This is a genomic window from Cryptocyanus atlanticus LEGE 06306 (genome assembly GCF_056633155.1).
The window spans coordinates 18519-37222 of sequence record NZ_JBSJOZ010000006.1; the positions used below are offsets into that span (position 1 = coordinate 18519).

Here is an 18704-nt window from a genome sequence, read left to right on the forward strand (position 1 = left end):
GCACCGACCGGCTCGGCTCGAGCCTCCCCTACTTCGCCTCCATCCAGTTGGGTCCCCAGCCGGTGTCCACGCGCAGGGGCACCCGCAGGGTCATGGCGGTCTCCATCGTCGTCTTCACGGCCGCCAGCACACTCTCGCGGGCGTCGGGGGCGGCCTCCAGCACCAGCTCGTCGTGCACCTGCAGCAGCAGGTGGGCGGGCAGGGCGCGCTCCCGCAACGTGCGCTGCAGCTGCACCATGGCCAGCTTGATGATGTCGGCGCTGGAGCCCTGGATCGGCGCGTTGGCCGCCGCCCGCAGCTGCTGGCCCTCCATCCCGGCCCGGCGGGCCACCTCCAGCTCGATCTCCTCCGGGGGCTGGCCCCGCAGCCGCCCGAGGCCGCCGGGATCGAAGTGGAACGGCCGGCGCCGACCCAGGATCGTCTCCACCCAGCCCTGGCTGAGGGCCAGGCGCTCCTGCCGCTCCAGGTAGGCGAACACCCTGGGATACCGCTCCTTGTAGCGGCTGAGAAAGTCCTTGGCCTGGCTCTGGCTGAGACCGGTTTCGCGGGCCAGTCGCTGGGATCCCATCCCATAGATCACTCCGAAATTGATCGTCTTGCCCAGGCGGCGCTCCTCGGCCGTGATCACCTCCGTCTCCAGCAGCAGCCGGGCGGTGAGGGCATGCACGTCGTCACCGTTGCTGAAGGCCTCCACCAGCAGCTCCTCGCCGCAGAGGTGGGTGAGGATGCGCAGCTCGATCTGGGAGTAGTCGGCGCTGATCAGGATCCAGTCCTGCTGGGGCAGGAAGGCCTTGCGGATCCGCCGGCTGAAGCGGGTGCGGATCGGGATGTTCTGCAGGTTGGGATTGCTGCTCGAGAGGCGGCCGGTGGCGGTGACCGCCTGGTTGAAGTCGGTGTGCACCCGGCCGGTTTCCGGCTCCACCAGTAACGGCAGCGCATCCACGTAGGTGCTCTTGAGCTTGCTCAGGGTGCGGTGCTCCAGCACCAGGGGCACCACCGGATGATCGTCGGCCAGCTTCTCCAGCACGGCCGCGTCGGTGCTCCAGCCGGTCTTGGTGCGGCGGGATTTGCGGCGATCCAGCCCGAGGGTCTCGAACAGCAGCTCGCCCAGCTGCTTGGGGGAGGCCAGGTTGAGCTCCACCCCGGCGGCCTCCCGGGCCTGCTGATCCAGCCGCAGCAACTGGTCGCCCAGCTCCGTGGCCAGCTCGGCCAGGTAGGCCGTGTCGATGCGGATGCCGGTGGCCTCCATCAGGGCCAGCACGGGCTCCAGCGGCAGCTCCACCTGCTCCAGCAGGCTGACCAGCCGGGGGCCCATCGTCTCCAGCGCCTGGCGCAGCACGGCGGTGAGCCGGCGGGTCAGGTGCACGTCCATGCCGCAGTAGAGGGCGGCCGCGTCGATCGGAACGTCCGCGAAGGTCTGCCCCTTGCCCACCAGATCCTGGAAGCGGGTGGGCACGATCCCGAAGACCCGCTCCGCCATGGCCTCGAGCCCGTGCCGTTCCCCTGCGTCGCGGAGGTAATCGGCCAGCAGGGTGTCCATCACCACCCCGTTCAACTCCAGCCCATGGCGCAGCAGGATCAATCGGTCGTACTTGGCGTTCTGCAGGGTCTTGGGATGGCCGGCGCTCGCCAGCCAGGGGGCCAGGGCGGCGAGCACCCGCTCCAGCGGAAGCTGCGGTGGCAGCTGCGGCGGAGTGTCGCTGAGCAGATCGGTGTCGGGGGGGTGGTGCCCGATCGGGATGTAGGCCAGGGCGTCCCGGGCCTCCCCCCAGCAGAGACCCACCCCCACCAGCTCGGCGTGGAAGGGGTTCAGGTCGGTGGTTTCGGTGTCGAGGGCGACGGGCTCCGCCGGATCGGTGCAGCCCATCAGCCGCGCCAGCAGCCCCTCGAGGTCGTCCTCGCTGGTGATGATGCGGGGCCGCAGGGCCGGCCGGTCTCCCGGACCGGGGGGAGCGGAATCGGACCCGCTCTCCCCGGTGGCCGGCTCCGTCCCGGGGGCGGAGAAGGCCGATTCGAACAGGGAGCGCTGGCGGGCCAGGCTGCTGAGCTCGAGGGTCTCGAGGCTGCGCAACAGGGCCTCCCCATCCACCCGGCCGAGGCCCAGCCGCGGTTCCTCCGGCAGGGGAATGTCCACCAGGATCTCCGCGAGCATCCGGGAGCGGTAGGCGCTCTCCCGGTCGGTGTCGAGCTTCCGGCGCAGGGCGGCTTTCTGCTGATCAAGGGCGGCATAGATGCCGTCCAGGTTGCCGTGGGCCTGCAGCAGGCTGATCGCGGTCTTGGGACCCACCCCCTTCACCCCGGGGATGTTGTCGCTGCTGTCGCCGGTGAGGGCCTTGAGATCCACCACATGGGTCGGGCTCACCCCGAGGCGGTCGAGCACGCCGGCCGCGCGGATCTCCACGGGTCCGGTCCCCCGGGCCCCGGGGCCGTTGCCCATGTAGAGCACGGCGATGTCGCGGGTGTCATCGACCAGCTGGAAGAGGTCGCGATCGCCCGAGAGGATGCGGACCCGCCAGCCCGTCCCGGCAGCCCGGTTCGCCAGGGTGCCGAGCACGTCATCGGCTTCGTAGCCGGGCGCCATGCAGAGGGAGAGATCGAGGGCCCCGCGCAGGATCCCCTGCAGATTCTCCAGATCGGCGAAGAACTGGGCGGGTGCCTCATCCCGGTGGGCTTTGTAGGTGGCATCGGCCTCATGGCGGAAGGTGGGCTCCGCCGTGTCGAAGGCGATCGCCACCCCCTGGGGGGAGAGACCCTTCACCGTCTCGAGTAGCGCCTTGAGGAAGCCGTAGGTCACGCTGGTGGGAATCCCGTCCCGGGTGCTCAGTCCACCGTCCCCCCCCTTGGCGAAGGCGTAGAAGCTGCGGAAGGCCAGGGAATGGCCGTCCACCAGCAGCAGCAGCGGCCGCTGGGCGCCAGCCGCGGAGCCGGAGTTCGTCGCTGCCATCCGCGTCTGCGCCCCATGCCGTCACCGTCGCCACAGCCTGCCACCCGCGCCGCCGCGGCGATCAGCGCCTGCGGGCGCTGGCGCTGGTGGTTGCACCGCGGCTGGGATCCCACCCTGCCTGTCCTGCTGTTCATCGGTCTCAACCCCTCCAGCGCCGACGCCCGCCGCGACGACCCCACCCTGCGGCGCCTGATCGGCCTGGCGCGGGGCTGGGGCTATGGAGGCCTGGAGGTGGTCAACCTCTTCTCCTTCCGCTCGGCCTCGCCCCTGGCCCTGCGGCGCTGCGCCGATCCGGTCGGCCGCGAGACCGACAGCTGGATCCGCCGCCGGATCCGCGCCCAGCTGCGGCAGTGGGAGCGGGGCCCGGCCGGCCGGCTCCCCGCCATCTGGCTGGGCTGGGGCAACGGCGGCAGCTGGGCCGGCCGCGCCGACCAGCTGGGGCGGCTGCTGGCCGAGGAGGGCCCCCAGCGCTCCGGAGCGCTAGGGGCGATCGGTCTCACCCGGCGCGGCCAGCCGCGCCATCCCCTCTATGCCCCGGCGGGGGCCCGTCTCACGCCCTGGCCGCCCCCATCCGCCCCGCCCGCTGGTTCGGGCGATGCTGGGGCATTCTGAGGGCTCCGGTACCTGTGGTCATGGCCTCCCAACCCCGTCGGTACGCCATTCATCTGCTGTTGCGCGGGGGGCACCGGGAGGTCGTCCAGTTCCCCACCCTCGACGCCTTTCAGCAGTGGTACGGGAGTGTCCTCAACGCCGTCGGTTCCGATGCCTTCGTCAATGTGCCGATCCAGGACCGGGAGGGGGAGTTCCTGGTGCTGCGGCCCAGCGGCGTGATCGGGATCCGGGTGGAGCCCAGGTTCACCGCCCTGGATGATTGATCCCCCCCTGACCGACAGCCCGGAGCGGCTGCAGCTGCTCTGGGCCACCACCCTGTTCGCCGGTGCCCTGGCGCAGCTGGTGGCGGTGGTCACCAGCCTGCCCTCGGTGGTGCTGCTGCTCTCCGCCGGTCTGGCGATCGGCCGCTCCGGTCTGGAGCTGGTGGATCCACTTGACCTCGGCGGTGGCCTCGAGACCGTGGTGGGTCTGCTGGTCAGCCTGGTGCTCTTCGACGGTGGCCTCAAACTGAAATTACCGGGAACGGTGTCGCGGCTGGCCGTGCTGCGGATCGTGCTGGTCCGCCTGGTGCTGGCCCTGCCCTGCGGTCTGCTGGCCGCCCACTGGCTGGCCGGCCTGAGCTGGTCGCTGGCGGCGGTGTTCAGCGCCATCGTGCTGGCCACCGGACCGACGGTGGTCACGCCGCTGGTGCAGCAGATGCGGCTGGCCCCGCCCCTGGGTGAGGTGCTGGAGGGGGAAGGCCTGGTGCTCGAACCGATCGGGGCGGTGCTGGCTCTGCTGCTGCTGGAGCTGGTGCTGGGGGATCTGCACGGCTGGCGGGATCTGGCCCGGAACCTGCTCTTCCGGCTGGGGGGCGGGGTGCTGGCCGGTGCCCTCTGCGGCTCCCTGCTCACCGGAATCCTGCGGCGGTTGCCGGTCGATCCCGAGAGCGGGCTGCGGCTTCAGATCACCCTCGGCATCCTCTTTCTGATGTTCACCGGCTGTGAGCTGGCCCTGCCGGAATCGGGTTTGCCGGCGGCGGTGGCGGCCGGGCTGGTGGTGGGCCGCCTGGCCGACACCGAAGCCGCCCAGCTGGATGACCTGATCCGCCAACTGGCCCAGCTCTCGATCAGCATTCTCTTCCCGCTGTTGGCGGCCGGGGTGTCATGGGCGCAGCTCAGTCCGCTCGGCTTCGGCGGTGTGGGATGCGTGCTGGTGCTGATGCTCGTGGTGCGCCCCCTGGCCATGCTGCTGGCCACCGCGGGTCTGGACCTGAGCGGCTCCCAGAAGATTCTGCTCGGCTGGCTGGCGCCGCGGGGCATCGTCACCGCCGCCGTGGCCAGCCTGTTCGCCCTCCGCCTGGCCCAGGCGGGTGTGCCCGGAGCGGGTCAGCTCCAGGGCCTGGTGTTCCTGACCATCCTGATGACGGTGGGCCTGCAGGGCCTCACGGCCAGCCCCCTGGCCGAGCGCCTCGGGCTGGTGACGCCGCTGGAGGTGGAGGTCCTTCCCGCCGAAGCGATCCCGGCCTCCGCGGAGGCGACGGGTCAGGGCTGAGCCCGCTCGAGCCGGCGCCGGTCTTCGCCGCTGGCCTGGAGCAGCCGCCAGGTGGTGACCAGGTCGGGCCCCTGCAGGCTGCCCAGCAGGGCGGCCCGCAGGCTTTTCATCAGCACGCCCTTCTTGACGCCGGCTGCGGCCGCGGCCGCAGCCAGCAGCTCCTGGGCCCGGGCCGGCTCCAGAGGCCATCCAGCGCCCTGATCACCGGCGGTGGCCGGGGGCAGCCTCTCGAGCAGGGCGGCCAGGGCGGCGCGGGGACCCTCTCCGGCGAGCTGCTCCAAAGCGGCCGCGTCGGGCTCCGGCCGTTCAAAGAAGGGACGGGCCTGCGCGACGCCGTCGCGCAGGGTGACGAGCGAGGGACCCAGCAGGGCGGCCAGCTCCTCCTCCCAGGCCCGCGCCTGAGTCAGGGCCAGTGGCGGCGTAGACCAGCCCTCCGCCCGCCAGAGCGGCTCCAGCAGGTCCCGCAGCTCCGCCGGCTCGAGACCATGCAGGATTTGGCTGTTGAGCCAGTTGAGCTTGTCCCAGTCGAAGCGGGCCCCGGCCCGGTTGACCCGCTCGAAGGAGAAGGCGGCCGCGGCCTGGGCAAGGCTGAAGCGCTCCTCCATGCCTTCCGGTGGGGACCAGCCCAGCAGAGTCATGTAATTGGCCAGGGCCTCGGCGGTGTAGCCCATGGCGCGGAAGTCCCCCACCGAGGTGACACCATCCCGCTTGGAGAGCTTCCGGCCTTCCGGATTGAGGATCAGGGGGGTGTGGGCGAACACTGGCACCGGCAGGCCGAGCGCCTTGTAGAGCAGGAGCTGCTTGGCGGTGTTGGCGATGTGATCCTCGCCGCGGATCACGTGGCTGATCGCCATGGCGGCATCGTCCACCACCACCACCAGGTTGTAAAGGGGATCGCCGATGGCATCGGCCGGCGCCCGGCGGGCGATCACCATGTCACCACCCAGGTCGGCGCCGCTCCAGCGCATCTCGCCGCGGACCAGGTCGCTCCAGCCGATGCTGGCGCCGTCGTCGATGCGGAAGCGCACCACCGCTTCGCGCCCCTCGGCGATGAAGGCCGCTTCCCGCTCCGCATCCAGGTCCCGATGGCGGTTGTCGTGGCGGGGGGCGGCTCCGGAGGCTTTCTGGGCCTCGCGCATCGCCTCCAGCTCCTCCTCGGTGGCGTAACAGCGGTAGGCCCGGCCACTCGCCAGCAACCGGTCGATGGCCTGCCGGTGGGCCTCGATCCGCGTGCTCTGGATCACCGGCTCCTCGTCCCAGTGGAGGCCGAGCCAGGCCAGGCCCTCCAGGATGTCGGCGGTGAAGGTGTCCCGGGAGCGCTCCCGATCGGTGTCCTCGATCCGCAGCAGGAAATGGCCACCGTGGTGGCGGGCGAACAGCCAGTTGAAGACGGCAGTGCGCGCCGTGCCGATATGGAGCGTGCCGGTGGGACTCGGAGCCAGACGAACCCGCACCGTCACTTCAAGACGCTCCTGAATGGGTCAACGGGACTGACGGGGCTCGAACCCGCAACTTCCGCCGTGACAGGGCGGTGCTCTAACCGATTGAACTACAGTCCCAGTACAGCTGTACGGGGTGGGGACGAGATCCCTTGCCCGGCGCTGAAAGTGGTGTCACCCGGTGACCTGGTCAGTATCCACCGCCACCGGTCCCGCCGTCAACCGACACCGGCGGTCGCGCCGGTGCTGGGCAGGCGATGGAGGGCCTCCAGCATGGCGAGGATGCTGTCGGGGTTCGCCTGCTTCTGGGGGCTGCTGAGCAGCTCGCGGCCCAGCACACTGCAGCCCAGGTGGGAGAACTGCAGACGCATGGCGCTGAGGGCCTTCTGGCCCCCGCCGCCGCTGTGGGTGGCCAGGGCCACGGGGAGGCCGTTGAACAGGGCGCGGAAATCGTCCGTGCTGCGCGACAGCCAGGCGAGGGCGTTGCTCAGGGTGGGGGGCAGGGAGCCGTTGTATTCGGGGGCGCAGACCCAGAGACGACCCTGCTGGCGCAGGGCCTCGGCCAGATGGCCGAGGCCGGGACCGGCCCCCGCCTCCTCCTGAACGGGGGTGTAGAGCGGCAGAGCCAACGCCACCAGATCGATCAGGGTGTGGGGGAGGGACCGGGCCCGGGCCTGCTCGGACACCAGCTGGGCCAGTTGCAGGTTGTGGCCATTGCTGGCGGTGAGGATCAGCATGGCGATGCGCTGGACAGGATTCAGCCTGGGCTCATGGACGGAAACCGGCCGGCTCGATCAGGCGCACCTGATTGCCCCGGGCGGTGAACTCCCGGCCCTGGTCGCTCTGAACGACCACACGTCCGCCGGATTTGACCCGGATCACCCGGGCACGCACCCAACCCAGCGCGGCCGACTCGAGCACCTTGACCACATCACCGGGTTGTAGATCCAACTCCATGTCCGGAACCAGGAAAGAGCAGGAAGGGGCATCGAGCGCGCCGTGGAGGACTTGAACCCCCGACATCAGGTTTTGGAGACCTGCGTTCTACCAGCTGAACTAACGGCGCATGGCGATGCCCCCTCGACCGGTGCGCAGAGCGGCACCGGCATGGGCGAAAGGGGGATGAAGCGTCAGCGATCGAAGCGCTGCTTCACCCGGGTGGCTTTACCCACCCGGTCCCGCAGATAGAAAAGTTTCGCACGCCTGACTTTACCGCGACGCTCCACCTTGACCGTGGCCACCTGGGGGCTGTGCAGCAGGAAGACCCGCTCCACACCCACGCCCTGGAAGATGCGACGGACGGTGATCGTCTCGTTCATGCCGCCGTGGCGCTTGGCGATCACGACCCCTTCGTAGGGCTGAATGCGCTCCTTGTTGCCTTCGCTGATGCGGACCCCGACCCTCACGGTGTCCCCCACGTAGATCTCGGGCAGATCACTCTTGAGCTGCTCGGCCTCGAAGGCGCGGATCAGCTCCTGGGCGCTGAGCCTGCCGGTGCGCCCGGAGGGCTTCTCCACCGTGGCGGTGGCCGTGGCTGGATCGGCCGTGGCGGTGGCCGCCGGGCTTGTCTCGTCCATGTCGCTGCTGTCGTTCACTTCCGCTGCCATCCCAAAGATCCGCGTGCGCCTGGCCAAACGACAACTGTAACGGCTCAGCTTCCCCTCTCCTCGGCGGCCGGCCCCTTCGGACGCGGAGCGGGCCGTCGCCATTTCTGGAGCAGCAGCGCCGAACCGCTGATCAGCATCCAGAGCAGCCCCAGCCCGTTCAGGGCCACGACGAGGGTTTCCCCCCGGGGGCCGAGCCATTCGCCCTCGTGCAGGACCATCAGGATGTGGGCCTGTTCCCGACCCAGGCCCCCCCAGTCCCGCAGCAGCCGGTAACTCATGCCGCTGGTGACGGTGATCAGCAGCGGGAGCAGCACCACCGGTGCCACCAGGGCGTGCCAGCGCCGCAGTCGCGCCAGGAGCGGCATGGACGGCCGTGCGGAGGACAGGGGAATGTTGATAGCTTGCTTCTGGATCGCCCGGGCCGTTGTTGATGAATCTGTTCGCTGACCTGCTGTCCGCCGGTTCCGGAGCGGCGGGCGCGGCCCGGCAGAAGGCAACGGGCCTGGCGGCCGGATCCCCCGCCGTTCCCGCCGTCACCCAGGCGGGTCCCCGCATCCGCAAGGGCCGCCGTGGGGTGGAGATCAAGTCGGCCCGGGAGATCACCATCATGCGGGAGGCCAGCCGGATCGTCGCCACGGTGCTGCGCGAGATCATGGAGATGGCCGCTCCCGGCATGACCACCGGCGATCTGGATCGGCATGCCGAGCAGCGCATCCGTTCCATGGGGGCCACCCCCAGTTTCAAGGGTTATCACGGATTCCCCGCCAGCATCTGCGCCAGCATCAACAACGAGGTGGTGCATGGAATCCCCAGCGGTAAGCGGGTGATCCGGGCCGGTGACCTGCTCAAGGTCGACACCGGGGCCTATTACGAGGGCTACCACGGGGACAGTTGCGTCAGCATCTGTGTCGGAGAGAGTTCCGACGAGGCCAGGCGCCTCAGCCGCGTGGCCCAGGAGGCGCTGATGCAGGGCCTGGGGCGGATCCGGGCCGGCAACTCCCTGCTCGACATCGCCGGCGCGGTCCAGGATCACGTTGAGGCGCACGGGTACAGCGTGGTGGAGGACTACACCGGCCACGGGGTGGGGCGCAACCTGCATGAGGAGCCCTCGGTGTTCAACTTCCGCAGCACCGATCTGCCCAACCTCACCCTGCGCCCCGGCATGACCCTGGCGGTGGAGCCGATCCTCAACGCCGGCAGCAAGGCCTGCCGCACCCTGCGCGATCGCTGGACCGTCGTCACCGTTGACGGCTCCCTCTCCGCCCAGTGGGAGCACACAATCGTGGTGACCTCCGATGGCTGCGAGATCCTCACCGATCGGGACGGCTGAACAGGCGGAAATAGAGCCAGCGCAGCCCCACCGCCAGGGGCACCAGCACCACGGTGAGGGGATTGGGGGTGACCACGATCAGGGCGATCCCCCTCCGGGCCTGGGCGATCACCTGCCCGGCCACGAAGTCGGCCGGCATCACCCCGTAGGGGTTGAGGTTGGAGCGGAACGGGCCCAGCACCAGGCGCCGGATCCGGCAGGGGTTGTCGCCGCAGCGGTCGAGGCTCCGCAGGCTCACCAGCTGGCCCAGCAGGCGCTTGCTGATCTCGTAGAGCGGGCTGAGGGCCGGCAGGAGCTCGGCTTCGGAGGTGTTGACCCAGACCTCGCGGCAGGGGTTGCCTCGGGGCGGCTCCGGCAAGCTGAGAAAGAGTTCCAGCAGCCGCCAGGCACTCAGGGCGTTCACCTCGAGGCTGCTCTCGATAGCGTCGGGGCCACGATCCCCGTAGAGGTTCACCCCATGGTTGATGACCAGGATGTCCACCCCCGCCAGCTGGGGGGCCAGATCGCCCTCCTGGCCGCAGCGCCAGCACACCTGACGCAGGGGCAGGGGGTTCCCCTGGCCGTCCTCCAGGTCCAGGGAGGATGGGGTCGAGCTCAGGGCGATCAGCACTGCCCCCTGGCCGTGCAGGCGCCGCAGCAGGGCCCGGCCCAGGGTCCCGCCCGCTCCGGTGATGGCCACGGTCCGGCCCCGCAGCGGCAGAAGGGTGGAAGGCATGGTGGAGGCCGTCGATCCAGGCTCGGCTCGGGCCAGGGCTGGATGGCCGCCTCAGCATCGGACATGGTGTGATGGCCACCAGCCCGGAGTGGCCACCCGCTCCTCCCCCGATCCCGGCCCCCCCCACCGCCCCTCCCCTGCCCTGGCTGGGGCTGGCCCCCCTCCAGGATCCCGGTCCCGAACAGGCCTTGCCGGCGCTGTATGGGCCCTACTGCGGCGGGGTCGATCGGGAAGGTCTGCTGGCCGAAGCGCTTGAGCGCCTCGCCGTCGGCCAGATTCAGGGCCAGCGGCGGCTGTGGCCCGACGGCCGACGGGCCTTCCTCCTCCGCTGGCGGGCGGGGGGCGCGCCCCAGGAACTCAGCCGCTGCGACCTGAGCGTGTCGGCCGCCTCCGGAGGAGCCTCGGAGGTCACCTACGGCTTCGAAGTTCCCACCCACCAGCTGGTGCGCTGGCTGATGGATCTGCTTGAGGCCGCTGGACGGGCCCCTGATGGAAGTGGTTCCAGCGATCTTCCGGACACCTTCTGGCGCTGGCTGCTCCAGGGCGAGGGGTCCCCATCGGCATAGATTGACGACCCGGAGCCCCCTCCCAGAGGTCGATTCATGAGCACCACCCTGCTGATCGGATCCTGCGATCCCTTCAGCGGCAAGTCCGCCCTGGTGCTCGGCCTGACCCGACAGCTGACCCAGCTCGGTTGCCCGGTGCGCTTCGGCAAGCCGCTGGCCACCAGCATGCGCGCCGCCGCCCAGGCCGGCGAGACCGGTGAACGGCTCGACGATGACGTGCGGTTTGTCGGCGGCATCCTTGGTCTGCCGGCCGAGCAGCTGCTGCCGTCCCTGCATCTGCTGGAAGCCTCCACGGCCCAGATCCGCCTGCTGGAGGGTGACCTGCTGCCCGGGGAGGGCTTCGAGCGCTTTCGGGCCCAACTGGCGGCCTACCCCGACGGCCTGACCGTGCTGGAGGCGGCCGGCAGCCTCAGCGAGGGGAGGCTGTACGGCCTGAGCCTGGCCCAGCTGGCCACCGCCCTGCAGGCGCCGGTGGTGCTGGTGCACGCCTGGGACGACAGCCGCAGCGTTGATCCGTTGCTGCAGGCCCAGGCCCAGCTCGGTGATCAGCTGGCGGGAGTGGTGCTCAACGCCGTGGATCCCGATGCGGTGGCGGCCCTGCGCTCCGAGCTGGTGCCAGCGCTGGAGCGCCTCGGTCTGCCGGTCTACGGCGTGCTGCCGCGCAGTCCCCTGCTGCGCAGCGTCACGGTGGAGGAGCTGGTGGAGCGGCTGGAGGCGCGGGTGCTCTGCTGCCCGGAGCGGCTCGATCTGCTGGTGGAGACGCTCTCGATCGGAGCGATGAACGTGAATTCCGCCATGGAGTTCTTTCGCCGGCGCCGCAACATGGCCGTCGTCACCGGCGCCGACCGCACCGACATCCAGCTGGCGGCTCTGGAGGCCTCCACCCAGTGTTTGATCCTCACCGGCGCCGGCGAGCCCCTGCCCCAGCTGATCCACCGCGCCGAGGAGCTGGATGTGCCCCTGTTGAAGGTGGAGCACGACACCCTCAGCACCGTGGAGGTGATCGAGCGGGCCTTCGGCCATGTGCGCCTGCACGAATCGGTCAAGGCCACCTACGCCATCCGTCTGGTGGAGGAGCACTGCCGCTTCGATCGCCTCCTCGAGCGTCTCCAACTGCTGAAGACGGTCTGATCGGCTTGCCCCATAAGGGCGCTGCTAGTTTCGCTCAAACGGATGCACGTACGAGGTGACCCGGTCCCTTGATCTGCCGGCCCTCGACCGGATCGACACCCTCGCCCAGGAGCTCGCTCTCCTTCAGGACACGGGCAAACGCAGGATCGCCATCCTCGGCAGCCGCCATGTGCCCGTGGTGTCCATCCACCTGGTGGAACTGGTGGCCCGCTCCCTGGCCCAGGAGGGCCATAACCTGATCACCTCGGGATCCCAGGGCGTCAACGCGGCGGTCATCCGCAGCGTGCTGAGCGTCGAACCAGCCCGGCTCACCGTGCTCCTGCCCCAGAGCCTGGACCGCCAGCCCAGCGAGTCGCGCGACCAGCTCGAGCGGGTGCTGCATCTGGTCGAGAAGCCCGAGCACGATGAGCTGCCTCTGCCGATGGCCAGCAGCCTCTGCAACCAGGAGATCATCGGCCGCTGCGACCAGCTGATCTGCTACGCCTTCCACGACAGCGAGACGCTGCTCTCCAGCTGCCGCACCGCCGAGGACATGGGCAAGGTGGTCAGCCTGATGTTCTTCGACTGAGCGACGCCCAGTCGGGAGGCAGCACCTCCAGGTGGGTGCCCACCCGGCGCAGCACGATCACCTCCGTGCCGCTCGCCAGGGACGGATCAGCGCCTCCCTCCAGCAGTTCGGCCGACCAGCTCTGGCCCTGCCAGCGCACCCGGCCCCGTCCGAGCTGATCAAAGGGTTCGATCACCTCGGCCCGTTCACTGCCGGGGCTGCTGAGGGCCTCGGGCTGGGGCCGCCCCCGCCGCCCCCAGCGCCGCAGCACGGCATAGCCGCCGGCGGCCAGCAGCAGGAACAGCAGCGCCTGGCCCACGGCCGGCAGCGGCGGCAGCAGGGCGGTGAGGGCTGAGAGCAGCAGGGCGGAGACGGCCCCGATCAGCAGTCCGTCGAACCCTGGACCCACCAGCTCAAGCAGCAGCAGCGCCCCGGCTCCGGCCAGCCAGATCAAGGGGTGCATCGTCGTCTCCGGGGGATGGGGGAGAATGGATCCAGTCTGCGGCTGACCGCCCCTTTCCATGGACGGTGTCCTCTCGATTCCTGCCCTCGTGGTGCTGGCCCTGCTGGGATTCAGCGGGGTCAAGGTCACCAGCGGCGGCCGTTCCCTGCTGGTGGAGCGGCTGGGCCGCTACGACCGGGAACTGCAGCCCGGCCTCTCCTTCGTGCTGCCCGCCGTGGAGCGGGTGGTCAGCAACCAGTCCATGAAGGAGCGGGTGCTCGACATCCCTCCCCAGCAGTGCATCACCCGCGACAACGTCTCGATCACCGTGGATGCGGTGGTGTACTGGCAGCTGCTCGAGCACGCCAAGGCCCACTACGCCGTCGATGATCTGCAGGCGGCGATGGTGAATCTGGTGCTCACCCAGATCCGGGCCGAGATGGGCAAGCTCGATCTCGACCAGACCTTCACCACCCGCCAGGACGTCAACGAGATGCTGCTGCGGGAGCTCGACCAGGCCACCGATCCCTGGGGGGTGAAGGTGACCCGGGTGGAATTGCGCGACATCATGCCCTCCCCCGGGGTCCAGCAGGCGATGGAGATGCAGATGAGCGCCGAGCGGGAGAAGCGGGCGGCCGTGCTGCGTTCGGAAGGCCAGCGGGAATCGGATGTGAATGCCGCCAAGGGCCGGGCCGAGGCGCTGGTGCTTGATGCCAGGGCCCAGCAGGAGGCCCTCCTGCTCGACGCCGAGGCCCAGGCCAAGCAGCAGGAGATGCTGGCCCTGGCCCGGGGCCGGGCCGCCGCTGAGCTGGCCCGGCTGATCGACTCCAGTCCGTCGGGCTCGGAGGCCCTTCGGCTGCTGCTCGCCCAGGACTGGATGCAGATGGGTGAGGAACTCGGCAAGGCCCCCGGCGGCAGTGTGCTCATGGTGGATCCCCAGAGCCCGGCGGCGTTGCTCACCGCCCTGCGGGGTCTGCAGAGGGGCTGAGGGCTGTGCCCGCCGGAAGGATCAGGGCCGAATCAGCGGGCCAGCACGGCCCCCAGTCCGGCCAGGTAGAGCGTGGCCGTGCAGAGCAGGGCCCCGGCCCAGCAGAGGCTGCGCAGCAGGGGCTGGTCGGCCACATAGGCGGCGATGTAGAGCAGCCGCAGCACCGGCTGCAGCCAGGCGGCCACCAGCACAGCGGTGCCCGCGGCCCCGGCCTGCAAGCAGAGGAGGCAGGCCGGGGCGTGGAGGGTGAAGGCTTCGAAGCTGTTCTGGTGCGCCCAGCTGGCCCGCTGGCCCCAGGCCGGCAGCCGTTCGAACATCGCCCGCGGAGCGGCCAGATCGGCCGGAGTGAAATCGGCGCTGGCCCGCCCGGCCCCCAGGGGCACCAGGCTGAGGAGCACCACCGCGCCCGAGAGCAGCAGGGACCAGGCCAGGGCGGGGGCCGCGGCGGTCAGGGCAGAGGGCATGGTCGGGGCGCGGCCGGGACCCTTTTCTAGGATTCAGCCACCCTCCACCGCCCGGCACCGCCCATGGCCGATACCTACTCCTTCGATGTGGTCTCCGACTTCGACCGCCAGGAGCTGGTGAACGCCGTGGATCAGCTGCGCCGGGAGGTGGGCCAGCGCTACGACCTCAAGGACTCCAGGACCGAGATCACCCTGGAGGAGGACAGCCTGACGATCACCACCGCCAGCGACATGACCCTCGAAGCGGTGGCCGACGTGCTGCGCCAGAAGGCCACCAAGCGGGAGCTGTCGCTGAAGATCTTCGATTTCCAGACCGCCGAGGCCGTCGGCGGAAACCGCGTCCAGCAGGTGGTGAAGCTGCGCAAGGGCCTCAGCCAGGAGCTGGCCAAGAAGCTCTCCAAGACCGTGCGGGATCAGATCAAGAAGGTGACGGTGGCCATCCAGGGGGAGAGCCTGCGGGTGACCGGCAAGAACAAGGACGACCTCCAGCAGGTGATCCAGCTGCTGCGCGCCGAAGACCTGGAGCTGCCGTTGCAGTTTGAGAATTACCGCTGAGTCCCGCGCCCCCCGGGCGGCTCCGGGCGGCGGCTGGCACTTCTGGATCGACCGGGGCGGCACCTTCACCGATCTGGTCGGGCGTGACCCGGGCGGCGCCCTGGTGGTGCGCAAGGTGCTCTCCGAGCAGCCGGGACAACCGGGAGATCCCGCCGTGGCCGCCATCCGCGGCCTGCTGGGGGTGGATCCCGGCCGGCCCCTGCCGCCGGGCGCCGTGGGCGAGGTGCGCCTGGGCACCACCGTGGCCACCAATACCCTGCTGGAGGGCCGGGGCGCCCCCACCCTGCTGCTGATCACCCGGGGCTTCGCCGACGCGGTCTGGATCGGCGATCAGCACCGCCCCGATCTGTTCGCCCTGTGCATCGCGCGGCCGCCCCCCCTATACCGGCGCGTGCTGGAGGTGGGGGGACGGCTGGCGGCCGATGGCCGCGAACTCACGCCACTGGATCTCGATCTGGGGCTGGAGGACGCGATCCGGGAGGCCCGGGCCGAAGGCCTGAGCAGCTGCGCCGTCGCCCTGCTCCATGGCGCCCGGCACCCCCGGCATGAGCGGCAGCTGGGCGCCTGGCTGGAGCGCTTCGGCTTCGATCCGGTGGTGCTCTCCCACCGGGTGGGCCTGCGGCCCCGGCTGGTTCCCCGCGCCCAGACCGCCGTGGCGGAGGCCTGCGTCGCCCCGGCGCTGGCGGCCTATCTGGGGCGGTTGCGGGCCGAGCTGGGACCCCACTGCCGCCTGCGGGTGATGCAGTCGAGCGGGGGGCTGATCGCCCCGGAGCTGCTCCACGCCAAGGACACGATTCTCTCCGGCCCGGCCGGCGGCATGGTGGCGGCCGTCAAGCTGACCGGCGGGGCCACGCCGATCGTCGGTTTCGACATGGGCGGCACCTCCACCGATGTGTTTCACGCCGAAGCCGCCGAGCGCGGCGGCGGCTGGGAGCGGAGCGAGACCACCGAGATCGCCGGCCTCAGCCTGCAGGCCGAAAGGCTGCCGATCCACACCGTGGCGGCCGGCGGGGGCTCGCTGATCCACTTCGATGGCCGGCGGCTGCAGGTGGGCCCGGCCTCGGCCGGGGCCGACCCCGGGCCGGCCTGCTACCGCCGCGGCGGGCCCCTGACGATCACCGACGCCAACCTGCTGCTGGGCCGCCTCCAGCCGGAGACCTTGCCGGCGGTGTTCGGTGCGAGCGGCGATCAGGGCCCCGATCCGGAGGTGGTGGCGCAGCTGTTTGAAACGTTGGCCGCGCGCGTGGCCCTGGCGACGGGTCGGCCCCGCTCGGTCGAATCCCTGGCCGAAGGGGCCCTGGCGATCGCGATCGACCGGATGGCCGAGGCGATCCGGCGGATCTCGATCCAGCGCGGCCATGACATCCGCGGCGCCACCCTGGTCTGCTACGGCGGCGCCGGCGGCCAGCATGCCTGCGCCCTGGCCGAGCGGCTGGGCCTGCGCCGGCTGCTGCTCCATCCCCTGGCCGGGGTGCTCTCGGCCTATGGGATCGGCCTGGCCGACCAGCGCCTGCTGCGGGAGGAGGTGGTGCGCGAACCCCTCGATGCAGCGCTGGTGGCGCGGCTGCGGCAGCGGGCCGCCGCCCTGGTGGCGGAGGGCTCCAGCGCCCTGGCCGGGCTCGAAGGTCCCGGCGGTGCCCCCCCGCTCGCGGTGGAACTGAGCGTCGGGGTGCGGCTCCCCGCCAGTGAGCTCACCCTGTCGTTGCCGCTGGCGGACGCGCCGGCACTGGAGCATGCCTTCGCGCGGGCCCACCGCCAACGCTTCGGCCACGGGCCGGAAGCCGATGGACCGGAGGCTGATGGGCCGGCGGGCCCGGCGCTGGTGGTGGAGTGGCTGCTCGTGGAGCTGGTGGCACCGGGGCCCGATCCGGCGGCCTTCGCCCCACCGACCCGGCAGACCGCCGCCCCGGTGCAGCCACAGGATCCAACCGTGCCGCTCCACTGGGGGGGGCGCTGGCGCCGGGTTCCCCTGCACCGCCGTGGGGATCTGGCGGAGAGGGCGCGGCTCCGGGGACCCGCCCTGGTGGTGGAGGCCACCGGCACCCTGGTGCTGGCCCCGGGCTGGTCGGCGGCCCTGCAGGCGGGCGGCCTGCTGCTGGCGACCTGCGACGACCCGGCGGCCCCGGTCCCGGATGCAGACCCCGATACAGCCCAAGCTCCAGACCATGGGAAAGAAGACCCCAGGCCAGATCTCGCCCCGGGGCCAGCCGAGGGCGCCGGGGCCAGCCGAGCCGCCGCGGCAGAAGCGGTGGATCCGGTCAGCCTGGAGCTGTTCCACCATCGCTTCAGCGCCGTGGCCGAGCAGATGGGGGTGCGGCTGCAGCAGAGCGCCCGCTCGGTGAACATCCGCGAGCGCCTCGATTTCTCCTGCGCCGTCTTTGACGCCGCCGGGGAGCTGGTGGCCAATGCGCCCCACATTCCCGTGCACCTGGGCTCGATGGGGGCCAGCGTTACCGGCCTGCTCTCCGCGGTGCGGCGGGGGGAGCACCCGCCCCTGCGTCCCGGCGACGGGATCGTCGCCAATCACCCCGCCCACGGCGGCACCCACCTGCCCGATCTCACTGTGATCACGCCGGTGTTCGCGCCGGGCTCCGGCTCCGCTCCCGATTTCTTCGTGGCCTCCCGCGGCCACCACGCCGATGTGGGCGGGATCACCCCGGGTTCAATGCCCCCCTTCAGCCGGCGGCTGGAAGAGGAGGGGCTGCTGCTCGACAACGTGCCGCTGCTGCGGGACGGGACACTGCTGCTGGGCCCCTGGCGGCAGCGCCTGGCGGCGGGCCCCTGGCCGGTGCGGAACCCCGAGCAGCTGCTGGCCGATCTGCAGGCCCAGCTGGCCGCCAACCAGCTCGGCGCCCGGTTGCTGCTGGCGCAGGCCGAACGGGAGGGGCTGGGGACCGTGCGGGCCTTCATGGCCCACGTGCAGGACAACGGCGCCGAGGTGGTGCGGCGGGTGATCGACCAGCTCGCCCCCGGCCACTTCCGCCTGCCCCTCGATGGCGGTCTGGTGATCGAGGTGGCGGTGCGCCTCGATCGGCCCGGCCGCCGGGCGGTGATCGACTTCAGCGGCACCTCCCCCCAGGATGCCGGCAACCGCAACGCGCCCCTGGCGATCACCCGGGCCGTGGTGCTCTACGTGTTCCGCTGCCTGGTGGGGGAGGAGGTGCCCCTCAATGCCGGCTGCTTCCGCCCGCTGGAGCTGGTGGTGCCGCCCGGGTCCCTGCTCCACCCCGGGCCCGGGGCCGCCGTGGTGGCGGGCAACGTGGAAACCTCCCAGGCGATCGCCAACGCCCTGTTCGGGGCCCTCGGCGTGATGGCGGCGGCCCAGGGCACCATGAACAACCTCAGCTTCGGCGATGCGCGCCACCAGTACTACGAAACGATCTGCGGCGGCTGCGGCGCCGGGCGCTTCCTCGGCGGTGGCGGATTCGCCGGGGCCTCGGCCGTGCAGTGCCACATGACCAACTCCCGCCTCACCGATCCGGAAATCCTCGAGGAGCGCTTCCCCGTGCGGCTGGAATCCTTCGGCCTGCGGCGGGGCAGTGGCGGGAGCGGCCGCTGGCGCGGCGGCGATGGGGTGGTGCGGGAGCTTCGCTTCCTGGCGCCGCTGACCGCCGCGATCCTCTCCGGCTCCCGCCAGGTGGCCCCCTTCGGTCTCGCCGGCGGCGGCGCCGGTCAGCCGGGCCGCAACCGCCTGATCAGCGCCGCCGGCCACGAACGGCTGCTCGGGGGAAGCGTTGAGCTGGACCTGGAGCCGGGCGACAGACTGATCATCGAGACCCCCGGGGGCGGCGGCTATGGCCCGATCTGAGCGGCCCAGATCCCGGACGGGCC

The 18704-nt window shown here is 71.1% G+C and carries 19 protein-coding genes and 2 tRNA genes; 10 read left to right on the plus strand and 11 right to left on the minus strand.

Annotated elements, in window-relative coordinates:
* Nucleotides 1-28: 28 nt before the first annotated feature.
* A complete protein-coding gene (gene polA, locus ACWJI7_RS08200; protein ID WP_479936971.1) occupies nt 29-2944 on the minus strand; it encodes a DNA polymerase I in 2916 nt (971 codons plus the stop codon).
* 15 nt (nt 2945-2959) lie between these two features.
* On the opposite strand from polA, the gene ACWJI7_RS08205 reads away from it, so the two are divergent.
* From ACWJI7_RS08205 to ACWJI7_RS08215, 3 genes are read left to right on the plus strand one after another with little or no spacing between them, the layout of a single operon-like run.
* Nucleotides 2960-3556 (plus strand): DUF1643 domain-containing protein, encoded by a 597-nt coding sequence (locus tag ACWJI7_RS08205; RefSeq protein ID WP_479936973.1) that lies wholly within the window; start codon nt 2960-2962, stop codon nt 3554-3556.
* Between the two features lie 20 nt (nt 3557-3576).
* Nucleotides 3577-3819, plus strand: a complete 243-nt coding sequence (locus tag ACWJI7_RS08210; protein WP_479936975.1) for a hypothetical protein — start codon at nt 3577-3579, stop codon at nt 3817-3819.
* On the plus strand, nt 3812-5089 hold the full coding sequence (locus ACWJI7_RS08215) for a cation:proton antiporter (protein ID WP_479936977.1): 1278 nt from the start codon (nt 3812-3814) through the stop codon (nt 5087-5089). Before ACWJI7_RS08210 ends, ACWJI7_RS08215 begins: the two co-directional genes overlap by 8 nt.
* Here the strand turns inward: ACWJI7_RS08215 and gltX are convergent.
* The 7 genes from gltX to ACWJI7_RS08250 all read right to left on the minus strand — a co-directional run bounded on the left by gltX (nt 5080) and on the right by ACWJI7_RS08250 (nt 8500).
* Nucleotides 5080-6549 (minus strand): glutamate--tRNA ligase, encoded by a 1470-nt coding sequence (gltX, locus tag ACWJI7_RS08220; RefSeq protein WP_479936979.1) that lies wholly within the window; start codon nt 6547-6549, stop codon nt 5080-5082. The genes ACWJI7_RS08215 and gltX overlap by 10 nt on opposite strands.
* A 25-nt stretch (nt 6550-6574) precedes the next feature.
* Nucleotides 6575-6648, minus strand: a tRNA-Asp gene (locus tag ACWJI7_RS08225).
* A 98-nt stretch (nt 6649-6746) separates the two neighbouring features.
* The gene (locus ACWJI7_RS08230; protein WP_479936981.1) at nt 6747-7265 is read right to left on the minus strand and encodes an NADPH-dependent FMN reductase; all 519 of its coding nucleotides are present in this window, start codon (nt 7263-7265) and stop codon (nt 6747-6749) included.
* A 31-nt stretch (nt 7266-7296) separates the two neighbouring features.
* On the minus strand, nt 7297-7485 hold the full coding sequence (locus tag ACWJI7_RS08235) for an SH3 domain-containing protein (protein WP_006043540.1): 189 nt from the start codon (nt 7483-7485) through the stop codon (nt 7297-7299).
* A 36-nt stretch (nt 7486-7521) separates the two neighbouring features.
* A tRNA-Trp gene (locus tag ACWJI7_RS08240) sits at nt 7522-7594 on the minus strand.
* 64 nt (nt 7595-7658) lie between these two features.
* On the minus strand, nt 7659-8135 hold the full coding sequence (gene rplS / locus ACWJI7_RS08245) for a 50S ribosomal protein L19 (RefSeq protein WP_479936983.1): 477 nt from the start codon (nt 8133-8135) through the stop codon (nt 7659-7661).
* Between the two features lie 44 nt (nt 8136-8179).
* Nucleotides 8180-8500: a peptidase gene (locus ACWJI7_RS08250; RefSeq protein ID WP_479936985.1), complete on the minus strand. Its 321-nt coding sequence runs from the start codon at nt 8498-8500 to the stop codon at nt 8180-8182.
* Between the two features lie 65 nt (nt 8501-8565).
* On the opposite strand from ACWJI7_RS08250, the gene map reads away from it, so the two are divergent.
* A complete protein-coding gene (gene map / locus ACWJI7_RS08255) occupies nt 8566-9465 on the plus strand; it encodes a type I methionyl aminopeptidase (protein ID WP_479936987.1) in 900 nt (299 codons plus the stop codon).
* Here the strand turns inward: map and ACWJI7_RS08260 are convergent.
* Nucleotides 9446-10180 carry a short-chain dehydrogenase gene (locus ACWJI7_RS08260; RefSeq protein WP_479936988.1) on the minus strand — a complete coding sequence of 245 codons (735 nt, stop codon included), beginning with the start codon at nt 10178-10180 and terminating at the stop codon, nt 9446-9448. The two genes, map and ACWJI7_RS08260, sit on opposite strands and share 20 nt — an antisense overlap.
* A 71-nt stretch (nt 10181-10251) precedes the next feature.
* Here ACWJI7_RS08260 and ebsA point away from each other — a divergent pair, with 71 nt between their 5' ends.
* From ebsA to ACWJI7_RS08275, 3 genes are read left to right on the plus strand one after another with little or no spacing between them, the layout of a single operon-like run.
* Nucleotides 10252-10746, plus strand: coding sequence for a type IV pilus biogenesis protein EbsA (gene ebsA, locus ACWJI7_RS08265; protein ID WP_479936990.1), 495 nt, complete (start codon nt 10252-10254; stop codon nt 10744-10746).
* Nucleotides 10747-10782: 36 nt separating this feature from the next.
* On the plus strand, nt 10783-11877 hold the full coding sequence (locus tag ACWJI7_RS08270) for a phosphotransacetylase family protein (RefSeq protein ID WP_479936992.1): 1095 nt from the start codon (nt 10783-10785) through the stop codon (nt 11875-11877).
* 55 nt (nt 11878-11932) lie between these two features.
* Entirely contained in the window at nt 11933-12445 is a 513-nt protein-coding gene (locus tag ACWJI7_RS08275; protein ID WP_479936994.1) for an LOG family protein, read from the plus strand.
* On the opposite strand, the gene ACWJI7_RS08280 is transcribed toward ACWJI7_RS08275, so the two are convergent.
* Nucleotides 12423-12887, minus strand: a complete 465-nt coding sequence (locus ACWJI7_RS08280) for an NfeD family protein (protein WP_479936996.1) — start codon at nt 12885-12887, stop codon at nt 12423-12425. The two genes, ACWJI7_RS08275 and ACWJI7_RS08280, sit on opposite strands and share 23 nt — an antisense overlap.
* 58 nt (nt 12888-12945) lie before the next feature.
* On the opposite strand from ACWJI7_RS08280, the gene ACWJI7_RS08285 reads away from it, so the two are divergent.
* Nucleotides 12946-13854 (plus strand): SPFH domain-containing protein, encoded by a 909-nt coding sequence (locus ACWJI7_RS08285; protein WP_479936998.1) that lies wholly within the window; start codon nt 12946-12948, stop codon nt 13852-13854.
* A gap of 32 nt (nt 13855-13886) precedes the next feature.
* Here ACWJI7_RS08285 and ACWJI7_RS08290 read toward each other — a convergent pair whose 3' ends face one another.
* Nucleotides 13887-14318 (minus strand): MAPEG family protein, encoded by a 432-nt coding sequence (locus ACWJI7_RS08290; RefSeq protein WP_479937000.1) that lies wholly within the window; start codon nt 14316-14318, stop codon nt 13887-13889.
* A 63-nt stretch (nt 14319-14381) separates the two neighbouring features.
* Here ACWJI7_RS08290 and ACWJI7_RS08295 point away from each other — a divergent pair, with 63 nt between their 5' ends.
* Together ACWJI7_RS08295 and ACWJI7_RS08300 are read left to right on the plus strand one after the other, a co-directional pair.
* Nucleotides 14382-14873, plus strand: a complete 492-nt coding sequence (locus ACWJI7_RS08295; protein WP_479937002.1) for a YajQ family cyclic di-GMP-binding protein — start codon at nt 14382-14384, stop codon at nt 14871-14873.
* Complete coding sequence (locus tag ACWJI7_RS08300) at nt 14863-18681, plus strand: hydantoinase B/oxoprolinase family protein (protein WP_479937224.1); 3819 nt, start codon at nt 14863-14865, stop codon at nt 18679-18681. Before ACWJI7_RS08295 ends, ACWJI7_RS08300 begins: the two co-directional genes overlap by 11 nt.
* The last annotated feature ends 23 nt before the right edge of the window (nt 18682-18704 follow it).

Excerpts from the sequence above, each read along its gene's own strand:
- polA (WP_479936971.1), bottom strand. The coding sequence starts at position 2,944 with ATGGCAGCGACGAACTCCGGCTCCGCGGCTGGCGCCCAGCGGCCGCTG.
- ACWJI7_RS08205 (WP_479936973.1), top strand. The coding sequence starts at position 2,960 with ATGCCGTCACCGTCGCCACAGCCTGCCACCCGCGCCGCCGCGGCGATC.
- ACWJI7_RS08210 (WP_479936975.1), top strand. The coding sequence starts at position 3,577 with ATGGCCTCCCAACCCCGTCGGTACGCCATTCATCTGCTGTTGCGCGGG.
- ACWJI7_RS08215 (WP_479936977.1), top strand. The coding sequence starts at position 3,812 with ATGATTGATCCCCCCCTGACCGACAGCCCGGAGCGGCTGCAGCTGCTC.
- ACWJI7_RS08230 (WP_479936981.1), bottom strand. The coding sequence starts at position 7,265 with ATGCTGATCCTCACCGCCAGCAATGGCCACAACCTGCAACTGGCCCAG.
- ACWJI7_RS08235 (WP_006043540.1), bottom strand. The coding sequence starts at position 7,485 with ATGGAGTTGGATCTACAACCCGGTGATGTGGTCAAGGTGCTCGAGTCG.
- rplS (WP_479936983.1), bottom strand. The coding sequence starts at position 8,135 with ATGGCAGCGGAAGTGAACGACAGCAGCGACATGGACGAGACAAGCCCG.
- ACWJI7_RS08250 (WP_479936985.1), bottom strand. The coding sequence starts at position 8,500 with ATGCCGCTCCTGGCGCGACTGCGGCGCTGGCACGCCCTGGTGGCACCG.
- map (WP_479936987.1), top strand. The coding sequence starts at position 8,566 with ATGAATCTGTTCGCTGACCTGCTGTCCGCCGGTTCCGGAGCGGCGGGC.
- ACWJI7_RS08260 (WP_479936988.1), bottom strand. The coding sequence starts at position 10,180 with ATGCCTTCCACCCTTCTGCCGCTGCGGGGCCGGACCGTGGCCATCACC.
- ebsA (WP_479936990.1), top strand. The coding sequence starts at position 10,252 with ATGGCCACCAGCCCGGAGTGGCCACCCGCTCCTCCCCCGATCCCGGCC.
- ACWJI7_RS08270 (WP_479936992.1), top strand. The coding sequence starts at position 10,783 with ATGAGCACCACCCTGCTGATCGGATCCTGCGATCCCTTCAGCGGCAAG.
- ACWJI7_RS08280 (WP_479936996.1), bottom strand. The coding sequence starts at position 12,887 with ATGCACCCCTTGATCTGGCTGGCCGGAGCCGGGGCGCTGCTGCTGCTT.
- ACWJI7_RS08285 (WP_479936998.1), top strand. The coding sequence starts at position 12,946 with ATGGACGGTGTCCTCTCGATTCCTGCCCTCGTGGTGCTGGCCCTGCTG.
- ACWJI7_RS08290 (WP_479937000.1), bottom strand. The coding sequence starts at position 14,318 with ATGCCCTCTGCCCTGACCGCCGCGGCCCCCGCCCTGGCCTGGTCCCTG.
- ACWJI7_RS08295 (WP_479937002.1), top strand. The coding sequence starts at position 14,382 with ATGGCCGATACCTACTCCTTCGATGTGGTCTCCGACTTCGACCGCCAG.